Here is a 15,295-nt window from a genome sequence, read left to right on the forward strand (position 1 = left end):
CTTTTCCCGAAGTCCCGGGCCGCGGCCGCATGCTCCCCTATCGGCTACTGGCGAAAGGCCCGCGCGGGGCCGGAGCGAAGCTGCCCCGGCGTCGGCCAAAACCCGGGGCGCCTCGTCATAAGCATGCGTTTCGTGTCGTTTTTTCCCGGACCGGAAAAGGTACGTGATTATCGCATATTGCGGCCCCTCCCTGCCGGGCGTATCGAACCTTTCGAAGACAATACAATACGTTGAACACCGAAAGGCACCTCATGTCCCATACGACGGCGGAGCTTGAGACGCTCCTCATGCAGCGGTCCTTGACCGACACGCAGCTTCTGGCGGCAGCGGAGACGGCGGAGGATTTCCGCATCCTGCCGGACGCCACCGTCATCAAGATCGGTGGCCAGAGCGTCATCGACCGCGGACGCGCCGCCGTCTACCCGCTCGTCGAAGAGATCGTCGCCGCCCGCAAGGCCCACAAGCTGCTCATCGGCACCGGCGCCGGCACCCGGGCCCGGCACCTCTATTCCATCGCGGCCGAACTCAACCTGCCCGCCGGCGTGCTGTCCCAGCTCGGCGCCTCGGTCGCCAACCAGAACGCCGAGATGCTGGGCCAGCTGCTGGCCAAGTACGGCATCTCCAAGGTTGACGGCGCCGGCCTCTCCGCCGTCCCGCTCTATCTTGCCGAGGTGCAGGCCGTGATCTTCGCCGGCATGCCGCCCTATTCGCTGTGGACCCGCCCCGCAGCCGAGGGCGTCATCCCGCCCTACCGAACCGACGCCGGATGCTTCCTGCTCGCCGAACAGTTCGGCTGCAAGCAGATGATCTTCGTCAAGGACGAGAACGGCCTCTACACCGGAAACCCGAAGACCGACAAGACCGCAACCTTCATCCCCAGGACATCCGTCGACGAGATGAAGGCCCGTGGCCTCGCCGACTCGATCCTCGAGTTCCCCATGCTCGACCTGCTCCAGAAGGCCCGCCACGTCCGCGAGGTCCAGGTCGTGAACGGCCTCGTCCCCGGCAACCTGACCCGCGCGCTCGCCGGCGAGCATGTCGGCACCATCATCACCGCGAGCTGAAGAAGAACTGCCATGTCTGATATCACCACCGGCATCAAGCACGTCGCCTCGCCGCTCGCCAGCCAGACCCTCCTCGACGGCCAGCTCACCCGCCCTGTCGCAGGCGTCAAGCCCATCCGCCTCCTGCCCTGGCTGCAGGTGGTGAAGATCGGCGGACGCGCCATCATGGACCGCGGGTCCAAGGCCATCCTTCCCATCGTCGACGAGATCCGCAAGCTGCTGCCCGAGCATCGGCTGCTCATCCTCACCGGCGCCGGCATCCGCGCCCGCCACCTCTACGGCGTCGGCCTCGACCTCGGCCTGCCGGTGGGCACCCTCGCCCCCCTCGCCGCCAGCGAGGCCGGCCAGAACGGCCACATCCTCGCCTCCCTGCTGGCCCCCGAAGGGGTCTCCTACGTGGAACACCCCACCATCGCCAGCCAGCTTGCCATCCATCTGTCCGCCGCCCGCGCGGTGGTGGGAAGCGCCTTCCCGCCCTATCACCACCACGAGTTCCCCGGATCGCGCATCCCGATCCACCGGGCCGACACCGGCGCCTTCCTGCTCGCCGATGCGCTGGGCGCGGCGGGCATGACCATCGTGGAGGACGTGGACGGCGTCTATTCCACCGATCCGAACGGCCCAGACGGTGCCGCCGCCAAGTTCCTGCCCGAGGTCAGCGCCGCCGACCTTGCCACCGGCGAGGGCACCCTGCCCTTCGACCGCGCGCTCCTCGAGGTGATGGCCACCGCCCGCCACATCGAGCGCGTGCAGGTGGTCAACGGCCTCGTCCCCGGCCGCCTCACCGCAGCACTGCGCGGCGAGCACGTGGGAACCATCGTCCACACCGCAGCACGCAGAAACTGAACCTCAAAACCAAAATCCCCCTCCCTCAAAAGGGAGGGGGCAAGTGCCTTGGCCAGTACACTGCCGGGTGCGCTCGCGCGAGGTGGGTGCAGCCGGCATGGTCGCCGTCCGGTACCGCCCACCGGTATCGGACGGAAGCAAGGCACGGCGACAGCGGGACTTCGACCCGCGTGGAGGGCGCTGATCCCCGCACCATCCGACGCCGCCTCGTGTCGGGCGAAAAACACCGGAAACACAAAGCTGCTAACGACCAGGCCTCCGAGGACCCGGGAGCACCTGATGACGCCTGCCACGCCCTTCACCGGCACACTGCCTGCCGGTTCACCACGCAGCCGGGCGCGGACCGCGCGCCAGTTCCTGGCTACCCTCATCGCCACCCTCATCGTGGCCTTTGCCCTCGCCTGGGCGTTCGCGAGCACGGCAGCGGAGCAAGGCGTGCACCTGTTCAAGATCATCACCGTGCGTGACGAGATCGTGGTGGGGGTGGGACCGCAGGACGCAGCGTCCCTCGGTGGCAATGATGTCACCGTCATCGGACGTGCCCTCAAGGGCGGGGGCGAGCTGACCCTCTGGCAGTATGCCGTGCGCAAGGCGCCCGACGGCGAGCTGGAACAGGCGCCGCTGCGTCGCATCAGCATCATCGGCAGCGACAGTCTCCGCGTGGAGCCCTATGCCACCCCGCTGCGGGTGGTCGCCCCCAAATGAGCCGCCCCCGGACGGCGCAACCCCTGCTCCACATCGCCCTCGCTTCGGGCCTCGCCCTCTGGCTCGCGGTCCCGCTCCCGGCCCAGGCGCAAGACACCGGCTGGCTCGCGGAGGCGAAGGCGAAGCTGCCGCCCTCGCTGGTGGCGGGGCGCGTCATCCACCTCGATGAGACGGCGCTGAAGGCCACCGTCGCCGTGTTTCCCGCCGGGGCCGATTCGCCCGCAACTCCCGGCAGCGTGTTCACGCCCCTCCAGATGCTGGAGGTGCATCTCAAGTCGGACAACGGCACGCTCGCTGTGGCCACGACCACCGTGCGCCCGCGCCGCCCCGACGAGCCAGCCGACGACGACGACAGCGAGTCCTACCAGGCCGAGTTGCGCGCGGTATTGGCGGCCGCGCGCAAGGCGGAGCCGGAGGTGGAACCGTGCCGCATCAAGGGATGGGCACTCAACAACACCCGGCACAGTTTGCCGGTGCGCGCCGCGCCTTCGGCGCAGGCGAAGGTGGTGGGCCGCCTGGCGCCGGTACATGTCACCCCCGAGTCCGGGCAAGGCTCGGAAGAGGGGTGGCGGGTGGAATTCGACATCACCGGCTACAGCCACGGCTGGTTCCGCATCACCCATGCCACCCCGCCCGGCGCGCCCTATGGCGACCCGCCGCCCAGGGGCTATCCGAAGACCTATTCCGGCACCGGATGGATTCGGGCCAGCGACGCTGGCGGGGCCTATGCCAACTCGCAGATGCCGGTGCGGCGGCTGTTGTCCTATCCCCATGTGGATGCACCGGGCGAGCCGCCGGGCACGGACGTGGCGGGCCCCGATGGCGCGCTTTCCATCGACGGAACGCTGGTGCGCCTTTTCGCCTGCTCGGCGAACTGGGCATTGACCGAGAGCCGGGACGGCCGCCGCGGCTGGTGGCGCGGCATCTGCTCCAACCAGGTCACCAATTGCAGCTGACGGGGCAAGGGGTCGCGACCCAACCTGCGCCTTGACCATTCCGTCCAGGAGTTGTCCCCCCTAGAATGCTCGCACGGCGGGCATCAGACGAAGGGGAGCGCTTCTGGCGCGCGACAATGGCGGGGCAATCGGCGGGCGGCGAGACGGGCCCACGCATCATCGTCGTGGACGACGAGGAGGCGGTGCGCGAAACGGTGGCGGACTATCTCGCCGGCCAGGGCTTTCACGTGCGCTCCGCCGCCAGCGGGCGCGAGCTGGATGCATTCCTGGCCCGCGAGCCGGCGGACCTCATCCTCATGGACGTGCGCATGCCGGGGGAGGACGGCCTCACCATCGCCCGCCGCATCCGCGCGGCCTCCGCCACGCCGGTCATCATGCTGACCGCCGCCGACGACATCGTGGATCGCGTGGCGGGTCTTGAAGTCGGTGCCGACGATTATGTGCTGAAGCCGTTCGACCTGCGTGAGCTCAAAGCCCGCATCCGCGCCGTGCTGCGCCGCTACACCGCGCCCCTGCCGGCAGTGCCGGCGAACGGCGCCGCGTCCGTGCCTGCGGAGCTGGTGCCGTGCGGCGCTGTCTTCCTCGACATGCAGGCCCATTGCCTGGTGAAGCGGGACGGCACGCGGGACATGCTCACGGCCATGGAATTCGACCTGCTGCGGGTGTTCCTGCAGAACCCCAACCGCGTTCTCACCCGCGACCGGCTGCTGGACCTCGCCCACGACCGGGACAACGAGCCGTTCGACCGCAGCATCGACGTGCGGGTGACGCGCCTGCGCAAGAAGATCGAAGCCGACCCTGCCAAGCCCCAGGCCATCAAGACCGTGCGGGGAGTCGGCTATCTGTTCGTGCCCGGTCCCCGGGGCACATGACGACACCTCCGGCCGGGGTCTCCCTGAACGGGAGGCTCCGGCCGGAGGATCGCACACGGAACGGCAGCGCGGGGATGCCGCCGTCCGCGTTTCAGGACGCGCCCGCGGAGGCGGGACGCGAAAGCATGTCAGCGGCCGTGCCGCCCTCTACAGCGGCGCGACGGGCGGCCGCCATCATCACCCCCGCCACGGCCTCATAGGCGCCGACCCAGGCCCGGCGCAGCTCCGCCGTGAAGCGGCGGCCGAAATAAAGCGACAGGGTCTCGATCAAGGCTGCGCCCACCGTCGCGTAGTGACCATCTCGCACGCCATAGCGGACATGACGCACGGCGAGCTGCTCCAGCACCGGAACCACCTTGTCCAGGCTCCGCAGCGAGGCGACGACCAGGCCCAGCGCGGCGAAAAGCTTTTCGCCCTGCCCCGCCATATCCGTATCGCCGAACAGCCGCTTCAGTGCCGGATCAAGCACGAACAGCCGCTCGTAAAACAGCGCCGCCGCGTCCCGGCTCGCGGAAACCTCGGCGAAGCTGGTTTCGAGAAGTGCGATCTGGTCGTCGTGCATGAGCGTCCCGAGGATGAACGAGGCGCACTTTGGCCGGCGTGTGTTGCGGGACGCGGTCAGTTCTCGGTCCGCCGTGTTTCAAATGTTTCAGGCGGCGGCACCTGATCGGCGATGAGATCGCCCAGGAAGGCGCGGACATCGGCGGGCGTGAACGGCTTTTCGATGAGCGGGCATCCCGAGCGGGCCAGAAAGCGGCCGGCGGATGGGCCAAGCGTGTCGCCGGAGATGAAGCCGATCCGCATGGACAGCTCGGGCCGGTGGGTCAGCAGCCAGTTGTAGAGGCTCGGGCCATCACCGTCGGGCATTCGGATGTCGCACAGGATGCCGGCGAAGTCGTGCCCGCCGGCGGCAGGCGCGCGGGCCAGCAGCGCCTGCGCCTCCCGGCCGCTGTGGACGACCACGGCCGCATAGCCGCTGCCTTCGGCGATCTCCGCAAGCAGCCCGGCGATGTCCGGCTCGTCGTCGATGATGAGCACACATCCCAGATGCGCTCCGACCGCATGCCCAGCGTCCTCCTGCGGTACGGGCGACGGCGCTTCGGCCGCGGCCTCCTCCAGCGGCAGCTGGATGGTGAACAGGGCGCCGCCGTCCGGCCCCGCGCCGAGTTCCAGCGTACCGCCATGGGCCTCGATCAGCCCGCGCGAGACGGCGAGGCCGATGCCGGTACCCACGCCCTGGGCCTTGGTGGTGAAGAAGGGATCGAAGATGCGCGAGCGAATGTTCTCCGCGATGCCCGGCCCGTTATCGCCGACCCGGATCAGCACGGACCCGCGATCCGCATCAGCCGCCACCGAGACGGTGACGCACCGGTCGCCCGCCTTTTCCTCCAGGGCCTGCTGGGCATTGACCAGCAGGTTGAGCAGCACCTGGTGGATCTGGCCGGCATCCAGCATCAGGCGCGGCAGGCCGGGCTCGATGACGAGGGAGACATTCACCCCCGAGGCCCGCATGTTGTAGCCCAGCAGCTCGACGGCCTCACGCGCCACGTCGGCGAGATTGGTGGCCCGGCGCTCCGCCTCGCGCTGGCGCGCCATGTCGAGGAAGCTGCGCACGATCCGGGCGCAACGGTGCGCGGCCGTCTCGATGCGGTCGCAGCGCTGGATGACCTTCTCAAGCCTGGGCAGGCCCCTGGCTTCCTTCAGGACCTGCTCGCGCAGCAGCATGGTCTGGCCGGTGACCACCGACAGCGGGTTGTTCAGCTCATGGGCGACGCCCGCAAGCAGGGAGCCGAGCGCCGCGAGCTTCTCCTTCTGGTGGAGCGCGTTGCGTTGCCGCTTGATCTCCTCTTCCGCCTGCTTGGCGGCGCGCAGGTCGCGCATGTGCGCGGCAAATAGCCGGCGCTCGCCGCGGGTCACGTCGGTGATGGCCAGTTCGATGGGGATGCGCGTGCCGTCGGCCAGCAGCGCCGGCAGCTCCAGCCGCTGGCCGATCAGCCGGGTGATGCCGGTGGCGAGGTAGGACCGCATGCCCGCCGCGTGGGCGGCGCGCAATTCCGGCGGCACCAGCAGCTCGGCGATGGAGCGGCCGATGGCCTCGCCCTTCCGGTAGCCGAAGATCTGCTCGGCGGCCGGATTGAAATCCACCACGGTGCCCTCTTCGTCCACCACCACGATGCCGTCGAGGGCGGTGCCGACGATGGCGGCGTGATAGGCCTCGGCCTCCATCTGCGCCTGCGTGCGCCGGACGATCTCCATCTCCTGGTGCTTCATGTCGGTGAGGTCGCGGCCGACGCCGAAGCAGCCTACCACCGGGCCGGTGAGGTCCATCCGGTAGGGCGAGATCACCTCCTCCAGGTATCGCTTGCCGAGTCGGCCGTAATCCACCCAGGCCACCCGGCGCACCGGCTCGCCGCCGAATACCCGTTCCATGAGCGGGGCGTAGGATTCGAGCACGCTGGGTTCGAGGAAGTCCTGAACAGGCCGGTCAATCACCTCATCCCGACCCAGCCCGATGAAGTCCATGAACTCCTGGTTGGCGAAGCGGCAGATCCCGGCACTGTCCAGCAGCACGGCGCGGCCGGGAATGGACTGGAACAGCGCAGTGAACAGGCCGAGGTCGGAGAGCCGGACGAGGCTGGCATTGCCGCCGTCGGCCGGGCCGGGCTCCTGCGTATCCAGAGGCGATGTCATCGCGTCCTCCTGCCCCGCCGCCCCGGAGCACCATCGGTGCACCCCGCGCTGCGGGGAAGCGCATTAGGCCACCATTGTTTCAGCCCGGTTTCAATCCGGCCAACCCGCTGCGGCCACGCTCGTGGCACGCTCTTGGCGCGCTCTTGGCGCGCGGCAGGCGTCGCGCCTCCGGGGTAGCCCGCTATTGATCGGCCGGAAGCGCCTTGCCATTCTCCCGGCCGTCACGCCCGGGGATTTCCACCCGGAAGCTTCCATAGCCGGGAAACGACGCGATCCTGCCGAGATGGCCGGCTCCGACATCGTCCGGACGTGCGAAGATGGGGCATCATGCCGGGGCCCGCGCATGGTCCGGGGATCGAGGGAACATCGTGAACGCCGCCTCCGCGACCTCCCGGGAAAAGCGACCCGACAGCCTGCATGCCTTCTGGACCCAGCCTCCCGAAGCCGTCTGCGCCCGGCTTGGCTGCGGGCACGATGGCCTGAGCACGGACGATGCCGCCCGCCGGCTGGCGCAATACGGGCCGAACAGCGATGTGGAGGCGAAGGCCGACAGCCTCGCCCGCGCCATCTTCCGACGCCTGCTGGAACCGCTCTCCCTCATCCTGCTTGCCGCCGGCATCGTCTCGGTGCTGACCGGCGATGCCGTGGGCGGATCGATCATCGTGGTGATCCTGGTGGTGTCCATCGGGCTGGACACGGTGCAGGAAGGCCATGCCGCCCGGACGGCGGAGATCCTGCGCCGCTCGGTGGCGCTGAAGGCCGAGGTGAAGCGCGACGGCGTCTTCCGCGAGATCGAGGTGGACCAGGTGGTCCCCGGCGACCTGCTGCGGGTGCGGGCGGGCGACATCATCCCCGCCGATGCGCTGATCCTCGACTGCAAGGCCTTCACCGCCGGCGAGGCGGCGCTGACGGGCGAGCCCTATCCGGTGGCGAAGCGCGCCGGCCCCAGCGCCGGCGAAAGCCCCGGCGAGGCCGCCAATGCCCTGTTCCGCGGCGCCGTGGCGCAGACCGGGGAGGCCATCGCGCTCGCCGTCGGCACCGGGCGCAACACCGTGTTCGGCGCCGCTGCCTCGGCCCTGGCGCAGGCGCAGCTGCCCTCTCCGTTCGAGCGCGACCTGCACCAGTTCGGCCTCGTGATCGCCCGCCTGACGCTCGGCCTCGTGCTGGTGGTGCTGGCCACCCGTGTGGCGTTCGGACGCCCCGCGCTCGATTCGCTGATGTTCGCCGTGGCCCTGGCCGTTGGTCTCACGCCCGAACTCCTGCCCATGATCACCACCGTGACGCTGGCCCGCGGCGCCATGCGGATGGCCTCCCGCAAGGTCATCGTCAAGCGGCTGGCCTCCATCCACGATCTGGGCGCCATGACGGTGCTGTGCACCGACAAGACCGGCACACTGACCTCCGCCGAGATTACGCTGGCCCGCAGCCTCGATGAGGCGGGGGCCGACGACCCGCGCGCCGCCCGGCTCGGTGCTGTCGCGGCGGACCTCGGCGGCGATCGCGGCGCGCTCGATGCGGCGCTGGTGGCGTGTTCCACCGAGGCTGCGAAAGGCTGGTTGCTGTCGGGCCGGCAGGCCTTCGATTTCTCGCGTCGCCTGGGATCGGTGCTGACAGCCGGCCCGGAGGGTCCGCTGCTGATCGTGAAGGGCGCGCCGGAGGCGGTGCTGGCCCTGTGCACGGCGCAGCGGGCCGGCGATGTCCGCTCGCCCATGGGCGAGACCGAGCGCGCGCACGCCCTCGAAACGGTTCATGCCCTGGCCCAGGACGGGTTGCGGACCATCGCCATCGCTTCGCGGGCATGGTCCGGCGCGCCCCATGAGATCGCGGCCGACGACGAGAAGGAGCTGGTGTTCGAGGGCCTGTGCGCCTTCGCCGATCCGCCCAAGGCCACGGCGGCAACCGCCATCGCCCGGCTCGGCGCGGCCGGCGTGCGGCTGAAGATCCTGTCGGGCGATGATCCCATCGTGGTGAAGCGCCTCGCCGGCCTCGTCGGGCTGAACGCGCAGACGGTCCTGTCCGGCACCGACATCGCTGCGCTCAGCGACGACGCCCTGGCCGTCCGGGTACAGACCGTGGACGCCTACGGACGCCTCGCCCCCGACCAGAAATCGCGCGTCATCAAGGCTTTGCAGGCCCGAGGCGCGGTGGTGGGCTATCTCGGCGACGGCATCAACGACGCCCCGGCATTGAAGGGGGCGGACATCGGCCTGTCGGTGGCGGGGGCGACCGGCGTCGCCCAGGCCGCGGCCGACATGATCCTGCTCGCCTCCGACCTCGAGGTGGTGGCCGATGGCGTTCAGGAAGGCCGGCGGACCTTCGCCAACATCCTCAAATACGTGCGCATGGGGGCAAGCTCCAACTTCGGCAATATGCTGTCCATGGCGGTGGCCTCCATCGCCCTGCCGTTCCTGCCCATGCTGCCGACGCAGATCCTGCTCAACAACCTGCTCTATGATCTCTCGGAGATCGGCATCCCATTCGACGACGTGCGCCCCGAGGCGACCCAGCGGCCGCAGGTCTGGGACATGCACGGCCTCCTGCGCTTCGCCGGGGTGATGGGGCCGCTCTCCTCGCTGTTCGATTTCCTGACCTTCGGCGCCCTGCTGTTCGTGTTCCACGCCGCGCCGGAGGAATTCCGCACCGCGTGGTTCCTGGAATCCATGGCGACGCAGATCCTCGTCATCTTCATCATCCGCACCAATGGGCGTCCGTGGCAGGACCTCCCCAGCCCGGCGCTGGCCCTCTCCTCGCTGGTGGCGCTGCTGGTGGCACTGGCCCTGCCCTTCACGCCCATGGGCGCCTGGTTCGGCTTCGTGGCGCCGCCGCCCGCCATGCTCCTCGGCATCGCCGGCGTGGTGGTCACCTATCTGGTCTGCGCCGAACTGTTGAAGCCCCTGGCCCTGAGCGGAAGACAGCGCGCCAAGGCCATGCCCGGCGCCGCCTGACCCACTCCGGTCATCCCGTTGCGGTCACGCCTGGCCCGCCGTGCCCGTACCGGTGCGATAGCTGTCCTCGACCAGGGCGATCAGATCCTGCCGGATCGACAGGGTGCGGCTGTAGAGGCCGATGGTACGTGTTGGCTGGGGCGGCGGCAGCGGCAGGGTCAGCACTTTTGCCCCTTCAAGGCGCGGCCCGGTCCAGTCCGGGATGATCGCCACGCCGAGGCCGGCAGCAACCATGGCCACAATCCCGTCCAGGGCGTCCAGCTCGATCCGCTCTCGTACCACAATCCCGGTGGTGCGCAGAAAGCGGTCGACAATCCGGCCGCCCCAGTTGCGCCGGTCGTAGCGGATGAAGGCCTCGCTGGAGAGCAGCGAAATGGGGTCGCGCCCCGCGCAGGCGGGAGGCGCGATCAGCACCAGCGGCTCGACGGCCCAGGGGCTGAAGCGCTCGCCCTTGCGCAAAGGCGCGGGCGGCTCAACCACGATGGCGGCGTCGAGCGAGCCGTCCAGCACCCTCTCGCACAGGTCGAGGGAGGTTCCCGGCTGGATCATCACGTCGAGGTCGGGATGGCGGGCCGTGAGGGTGCACAGCAGCGGCGGCAGAATCCCGGTGCTGGCGGTAGCGATGGTGCCCAGCCGCAGTTCCCCCGCGATGCCGCCGCTGTCGATGGCGCGCCTTTGCAAATCCGTCGCCTGGTCGACCATGGCGCGCAGGCCCGGCAGCAGCCGCGCCGCCGACGCGGTGGGCGCGATGCTGCGCCCGGTCCTGCCGACCAGGCTGGTGCCAAGCTCGCTCTCAAGGGTCTTGACCCGCAGCGCCACGGCCCCGGCCGTCAGGCCGAGCCGCCGCGCGGCGGCGGCAATGGAGCGCTCCTCAATGACGGCGATGGCGGTCCTGACGAACTCGGTTTCCATCCGTAGCTTTCCTGATGCCTGAAGTCAGGCACCCGCAGCTTTTATCGTCTTTCGGACTGGCGTAGCAATGACGTGCACAGGAGATTGCCCCATGTCGCTCGGTTCCCCCTCGCTTCGCCCCTTCCACCTCGCCTTCCCCGTCCATGATCTTGCCGCCGCCCGCGCCTTCTACGGGGAAAAGCTCGGCTGCCCCGAGGGGCGCAGCTCCGATGAATGGATCGATTTCGATTTCTACGGTCACCAGATCGTCGCCCATGTAGTGCCCGGCATGGCCGAGGCCGACCGGGGCGGCAATGCGGTGGACGGCCATCACGTGCCGGTGCCGCACTTCGGCGTGGTGCTGAAGATGGCCGACTGGCAGACCCTGGCCGACCGGCTGACGGCGGCGGGCACCCATTTCGACATCGAGCCCTATGTGCGCTTCAAGGGCCAGCCCGGCGAGCAGGCAACCATGTTCTTCCGCGACCCGAGCGGCAACGCCATCGAGATAAAGGCCTTCGAGGATCTCGGCCAGCTGTTCGCGAAGTGAACGCAACGCTTGAGGCGTAAACCCCGGGAAGGACGGCGCGGATTCAGCCCCGCGTCGCCCCCCGGGCCTTCTCATAGCGCTTGATCACGCGTTCCCGCTTCAGTCGCGAGAGCCTCTGGGTCCAGAACACGCCGTCGAGCTGGTCGATCTCATGCTGGTGGCAGACCGCCCGCAGGCCCTCGGCCTCCTCGACGTGTTCGGCGCCGCTCAGGTCCTGGTAGCGCACGCGGACGCGCGCCGGACGCTCCACCTCCTCCGACACGCCGGGCATGGACACGCTGCCTTCCGGATGCCGGATCAGCTCCGCCGAGGCCCACACGATCTGCGGATTGATATAGGCGCGCACCCCGTCCTCGGCCGAAAGCTCCAGCACCACCACCCGCTGCGGAACGCCGATGTGCGGTGCCGTGATCCCGATCCCCGGAGCGGCACGCAGGGTGTCGAGCAGATCCGTGACGAGTTGTTCCAGCGCCTCGTCGAAGACGGTCACGGGCGTGGCTACGCTGCGCAGGCGCGCATCCGGGAAGGTGATGATATGCCGTACCGCCACGATCTGGTGCCTCCTCTGCCGCACCGGCCCGGCGTTCAGCCACGCGCGGGCCGCCGCCGATACCCGCATATAAGGCGGACGCTGCCCACGATCGACCCACGGGCCGGGCCTGCAACCGGAAAACACGCCAGAAAGCGCGTCCGCCTCGGAGCGGCCGCGATGACTGGCGGTTCGCCTTCCGGCGATGGCTAGACCAGCATCTGCAGGTCGCCGTCCACGGCGATGGCCTGGCCGGAAATGGTTGAGCCCATCGGGGAGGCGAGGAACACCGCCACATTGGCCAGATGCTGCGGGGGGATGAGGCGCTTCAGGGAGGTGGCGGAGAGTGCCATGGCCTGCACCTCCTCCATGGACATGTTGCGCTCGCGGGCCTTGTGCTCGAACACCGAGCGGATGCGCGGCCCGTCCACGGAGCCCGGCAGGATGGCATTGGCGCGGATGCCGAATTCGCCCAGTTCCATGGCCAGCGACTTGATGAAGCCCACCACTCCCCATTTGGCCGCCGCATAGGGCGAACGCAAGGGAAAGCCGAACCGCCCCGCCGCCGAGGCAAGGCCGATGATGGAGGGATTGTCGCTCTGCTTCAGGGCCGGGACGGCCAGCCGGGTCACGTTGAAGTGGCCGGTGATGTCCACCGCCAGCGTGCGGTCCCAGTCCTCGGGGGAGATCTGGTCCACGCGGCCGGTGGGGCCGGCGATGCCCGCGTTGTTCACCAGAACGTCGAGCCCGCCGAGCCGGCCGAGGGCGTCATCCATGAAGCGCTGCACCGCCGCGCGGTCGGCTACGTCGCAGACGGAGCCGGTGACGCCGGGCGCGGTCTCGCCGAGGGCGTCGAGGGCCGCCGCGTCCACGTCGCAGACCTCGACACGCGCACCCTCCGTGAGGAAGGCCCGGGCGATCTCGAGGCCGATGCCTCCCGCCCCTGCGGTGACGATGACGCGAATGCCGGCGATGCCGAGGTCCATGGCGTTTCTCCGTTGAAGTGCTTGTTGTTCTGGGTGTGAAGGCCGCGTCAGTCCGGCAGGACATCGCGGGAGAGGATGAAGTCGCCTGCGCTCCAGATGTCGGCGACGAGCGCGACGCGGGCCGCCTCCGGGTCGCGGGCCTTGAGGGCGGCAACGATGGCGGCGTGGCGGATGTGCGCCTCGCCCTGGCGCACACGCTCAGGGCCGGCGCGGAAATCGAGGTTCAGCACCGGGCCGATCTGCAGCCAGAGCCCCTCGATCATCTGGAACAGGGTGGGCAAATGGGCAGCCCGGTAGAGGGCAAAATGCAGGTCCTTGTTGTGGCACATGGCGACGGCGCCGTCCGGCGCCGGCTTGTCTCTTTCAGCAGCGAACAGACGCTCGAACCGCTCCACTTCCGCGACCTCGACGTCGGTCGCCTCGCGCACGGCGATCTCGGTGGCGAGGCCCTCGAGGCTGCAACGGATGAGGCGCAGTTCCTGGAAGCGGGCGCGCGGCATCAGCGGCACCCGCACCGCCCGGTTGGGGAGGACTTCCAGCGCATTCTCGGCGACCAGGCGCGACACCGCCTCGCGCACCGGCATGGCGCTGGTGCCGATGGCGCTCGCGAGGCCCCGCAAGGTGAAGCGCTCGCCCGGGGCGGCACGGCCGGCGAGCAGGATCTCCTTGAGGTCACCATAGACCTGGTCCGCGAGCGTCTGGCGCACGATGCGGCCCACGCGTGCGTCGAGGCCTCCGGAGGCCTCTCCCGCCGCTCCGTCCTCCTGCTCGTCCGCAGATGCCGTCTTGTGTTCCATGTTTCCCGTCTGCTATGTGTGATCACAGATAACAGATAGCCGAGCCTATCGGCAATCATCCGGTGCGGGTTGGACAGGGAAAATCCCGCCTCCGCAACACGCCGGTTCAAAAGGGAGGAGACCCACGCCGTGAAAGACACCTCACATCCCGCCTCGCTTGCGTCCGCTCCGCTGGCCCGCCGCACCCTGCTGAAGGGCGTCGGCGCAGCCGCGCTGCTCGGCGGCGTCGGCATGCCGGCCATCGTCAGAGCTCAGGCCGACACCATCACCTTCGGCCACCTCACCCCGCTCACCGGCTTCCTCGGTCCGCTCGGCGCCTATGGGCAGATGGGCGTGCAGCTCGCGGTGGAGGAGCTGAACGCCGTCGGCGGCATCAACGGCCGCAAGATCAACCTGGTGATGGAAGACAGCGTGAACCCCGCCACCGCCTCCTCCAAGGCGGAGCGCTACATCGAGCGCGACAAGGTTCCGGTGATCATCGGCGAGATTTCGTCCGCCTCGGCGCTCGCCATTTCCCAGGTGGCGGCGCGCAACAAGGTGGTGTTCGTGAACACCGGCGGCAATTCGGATGCCCTGCGCGGCAAGGACTGCAACCGCTACATGTTCCATGTGGAGGGCGCCAACACCCAATATGTGAAGGCAGTGGGCGCGGCCATGGTTCGCGACGGGCTGGTGAAGGGCAAGAAGCTGTTCTTCCTCACCGCCGACTACGCTTTCGGCCATGATCTCTCCCGCGTGGCCAAGCGCTACATCACCGCCAATGGCGGCGAGGTGGTGGCCGACGAACTGGTGCCCACCGATGCCACCGACTTCTCGCCCTATCTGCTGAAGGTCCGCCAGGCGCGGCCCGACGTGGTAATCTCAAACCTCGCCGGCAACCAGATCACCAACTTCATCAAACAGTATTCGGAATTCGGCCTCAAATATCCGTTCGGTGGCTTCGGCTTCGACACGGCGGTGGCGTGGGGCGCGGGCAAGGGCACGTTCGGCGGCCTCTGGCCCATGATCTGGCATCACGACGTGCCCGCCGCAGATTCGAAAGCCTTCGTGGCCGCGTTCGTGAAGAAGTTCGGCAAGCCGCCGGAGAACCAGGCCTGGGGCGACTATGTGGCCACCAAGGTGGTGGCCCGCGCCATGATCGAGACCAAGAGCACCACGGCGGCCGATCTCATCGGCTTCTTCGAGAAGGAGCCGGAACTGGACATCCTGAAGGGGCGCAAGGGCTATTTCCGCGCCTGGGACCACCAGCTCATCCAGGAGATGTACACAGTCACCGCCCGGCCGGTGGCCGAGGTGAAGGACCAGTGGGACCTGATGATCCTCGGCCCCGCCGTGCCCGGCCCGGAGACCGCGCTCTCGGCCATCGCCCCGACGCCGGAAGAAAACGCCTGCACCTTCCCGGCCTGAGAGCCATCGCGATGCCGCCCCTCTCCCGCGCCACCCGCGGGTGGGGGGCTTGCCGT

14 protein-coding genes are annotated in these 15,295 nt (G+C 69.1%); 8 read left to right on the plus strand and 6 right to left on the minus strand.

Going from position 1 to position 15,295, the window contains the following annotated elements; genetic code table 11:
* Positions 1–251 precede the first annotated feature (251 nt).
* From FBQ73_RS22275 to FBQ73_RS22295, 5 genes are all read left to right on the plus strand, one after another.
* Complete coding sequence (locus tag FBQ73_RS22275; protein ID WP_138401681.1) at positions 252–1,064, plus strand: amino acid kinase family protein; 813 nt, start codon at positions 252–254, stop codon at positions 1,062–1,064.
* A gap of 12 nt (positions 1,065–1,076) precedes the next feature.
* The gene (locus tag FBQ73_RS22280; RefSeq protein WP_138401682.1) at positions 1,077–1,910 is read left to right on the plus strand and encodes an amino acid kinase family protein; all 834 of its coding nucleotides are present in this window, start codon (positions 1,077–1,079) and stop codon (positions 1,908–1,910) included.
* A gap of 279 nt (positions 1,911–2,189) precedes the next feature.
* Positions 2,190–2,615, plus strand: coding sequence for a hypothetical protein (locus FBQ73_RS22285; RefSeq protein WP_246089918.1), 426 nt, complete (start codon positions 2,190–2,192; stop codon positions 2,613–2,615).
* Positions 2,612–3,571, plus strand: a complete 960-nt coding sequence (locus FBQ73_RS22290) for an SH3 domain-containing protein (protein WP_138401683.1) — start codon at positions 2,612–2,614, stop codon at positions 3,569–3,571. The genes FBQ73_RS22285 and FBQ73_RS22290 overlap by 4 nt, the downstream gene beginning before the upstream one ends.
* Positions 3,572–3,687: 116 nt before the next feature.
* Entirely contained in the window at positions 3,688–4,443 is a 756-nt protein-coding gene (locus tag FBQ73_RS22295) for a response regulator (RefSeq protein WP_138401684.1), read from the plus strand.
* 91 nt (positions 4,444–4,534) lie between these two features.
* Here FBQ73_RS22295 and FBQ73_RS22300 read toward each other — a convergent pair whose 3' ends face one another.
* Positions 4,535–5,005 (minus strand): globin family protein, encoded by a 471-nt coding sequence (locus FBQ73_RS22300; RefSeq protein ID WP_138401685.1) that lies wholly within the window; start codon positions 5,003–5,005, stop codon positions 4,535–4,537.
* Between the two features lie 56 nt (positions 5,006–5,061).
* A complete protein-coding gene (locus FBQ73_RS22305) occupies positions 5,062–7,134 on the minus strand; it encodes a PAS domain S-box protein (RefSeq protein WP_138401686.1) in 2,073 nt (690 codons plus the stop codon).
* A 368-nt stretch (positions 7,135–7,502) separates the two neighbouring features.
* Here FBQ73_RS22305 and mgtA point away from each other — a divergent pair, with 368 nt between their 5' ends.
* Complete coding sequence (gene mgtA, locus FBQ73_RS22310; RefSeq protein ID WP_170219021.1) at positions 7,503–10,079, plus strand: magnesium-translocating P-type ATPase; 2,577 nt, start codon at positions 7,503–7,505, stop codon at positions 10,077–10,079.
* 24 nt (positions 10,080–10,103) lie between these two features.
* Here mgtA and FBQ73_RS22315 read toward each other — a convergent pair whose 3' ends face one another.
* Entirely contained in the window at positions 10,104–10,991 is an 888-nt protein-coding gene (locus FBQ73_RS22315; RefSeq protein ID WP_138401687.1) for a LysR substrate-binding domain-containing protein, read from the minus strand.
* A gap of 91 nt (positions 10,992–11,082) precedes the next feature.
* Here FBQ73_RS22315 and FBQ73_RS22320 point away from each other — a divergent pair, with 91 nt between their 5' ends.
* A complete protein-coding gene (locus FBQ73_RS22320) occupies positions 11,083–11,520 on the plus strand; it encodes a VOC family protein (RefSeq protein WP_138401688.1) in 438 nt (145 codons plus the stop codon).
* A 43-nt stretch (positions 11,521–11,563) separates the two neighbouring features.
* Here FBQ73_RS22320 and FBQ73_RS22325 read toward each other — a convergent pair whose 3' ends face one another.
* The 3 genes from FBQ73_RS22325 to FBQ73_RS22335 all read right to left on the minus strand — a co-directional run bounded on the left by FBQ73_RS22325 (position 11,564) and on the right by FBQ73_RS22335 (position 13,832).
* A complete protein-coding gene (locus tag FBQ73_RS22325; protein WP_138401689.1) occupies positions 11,564–12,070 on the minus strand; it encodes a peptide deformylase in 507 nt (168 codons plus the stop codon).
* A gap of 188 nt (positions 12,071–12,258) precedes the next feature.
* Complete coding sequence (locus FBQ73_RS22330; protein WP_138401690.1) at positions 12,259–13,035, minus strand: SDR family oxidoreductase; 777 nt, start codon at positions 13,033–13,035, stop codon at positions 12,259–12,261.
* Positions 13,036–13,082: 47 nt separating this feature from the next.
* Entirely contained in the window at positions 13,083–13,832 is a 750-nt protein-coding gene (locus FBQ73_RS22335) for a GntR family transcriptional regulator (protein WP_138401691.1), read from the minus strand.
* A gap of 129 nt (positions 13,833–13,961) precedes the next feature.
* On the opposite strand from FBQ73_RS22335, the gene FBQ73_RS22340 reads away from it, so the two are divergent.
* Positions 13,962–15,239: an ABC transporter substrate-binding protein gene (locus tag FBQ73_RS22340; protein WP_170219022.1), complete on the plus strand. Its 1,278-nt coding sequence runs from the start codon at positions 13,962–13,964 to the stop codon at positions 15,237–15,239.
* Positions 15,240–15,295: the final 56 nt, after the last annotated feature.

This window comes from Xanthobacter autotrophicus (assembly GCF_005871085.1).
In the GTDB taxonomy this organism is placed as follows: domain Bacteria; phylum Pseudomonadota; class Alphaproteobacteria; order Rhizobiales; family Xanthobacteraceae; genus Xanthobacter; species Xanthobacter autotrophicus.

What these genes read in the sequence shown, in the direction of transcription:
- FBQ73_RS22275 (WP_138401681.1), top strand. Translation starts at nt 252, where the DNA reads ATGTCCCATACGACGGCGGAGCTTGAGACGCTCCTCATGCAGCGGTCC.
- FBQ73_RS22280 (WP_138401682.1), top strand. Translation starts at nt 1,077, where the DNA reads ATGTCTGATATCACCACCGGCATCAAGCACGTCGCCTCGCCGCTCGCC.
- FBQ73_RS22285 (WP_246089918.1), top strand. Translation starts at nt 2,190, where the DNA reads ATGACGCCTGCCACGCCCTTCACCGGCACACTGCCTGCCGGTTCACCA.
- FBQ73_RS22290 (WP_138401683.1), top strand. Translation starts at nt 2,612, where the DNA reads ATGAGCCGCCCCCGGACGGCGCAACCCCTGCTCCACATCGCCCTCGCT.
- FBQ73_RS22295 (WP_138401684.1), top strand. Translation starts at nt 3,688, where the DNA reads ATGGCGGGGCAATCGGCGGGCGGCGAGACGGGCCCACGCATCATCGTC.
- FBQ73_RS22300 (WP_138401685.1), bottom strand. Translation starts at nt 5,005, where the DNA reads ATGCACGACGACCAGATCGCACTTCTCGAAACCAGCTTCGCCGAGGTT.
- FBQ73_RS22305 (WP_138401686.1), bottom strand. Translation starts at nt 7,134, where the DNA reads ATGACATCGCCTCTGGATACGCAGGAGCCCGGCCCGGCCGACGGCGGC.
- FBQ73_RS22315 (WP_138401687.1), bottom strand. Translation starts at nt 10,991, where the DNA reads ATGGAAACCGAGTTCGTCAGGACCGCCATCGCCGTCATTGAGGAGCGC.
- FBQ73_RS22320 (WP_138401688.1), top strand. Translation starts at nt 11,083, where the DNA reads ATGTCGCTCGGTTCCCCCTCGCTTCGCCCCTTCCACCTCGCCTTCCCC.
- FBQ73_RS22330 (WP_138401690.1), bottom strand. Translation starts at nt 13,035, where the DNA reads ATGGACCTCGGCATCGCCGGCATTCGCGTCATCGTCACCGCAGGGGCG.
- FBQ73_RS22335 (WP_138401691.1), bottom strand. Translation starts at nt 13,832, where the DNA reads ATGGAACACAAGACGGCATCTGCGGACGAGCAGGAGGACGGAGCGGCG.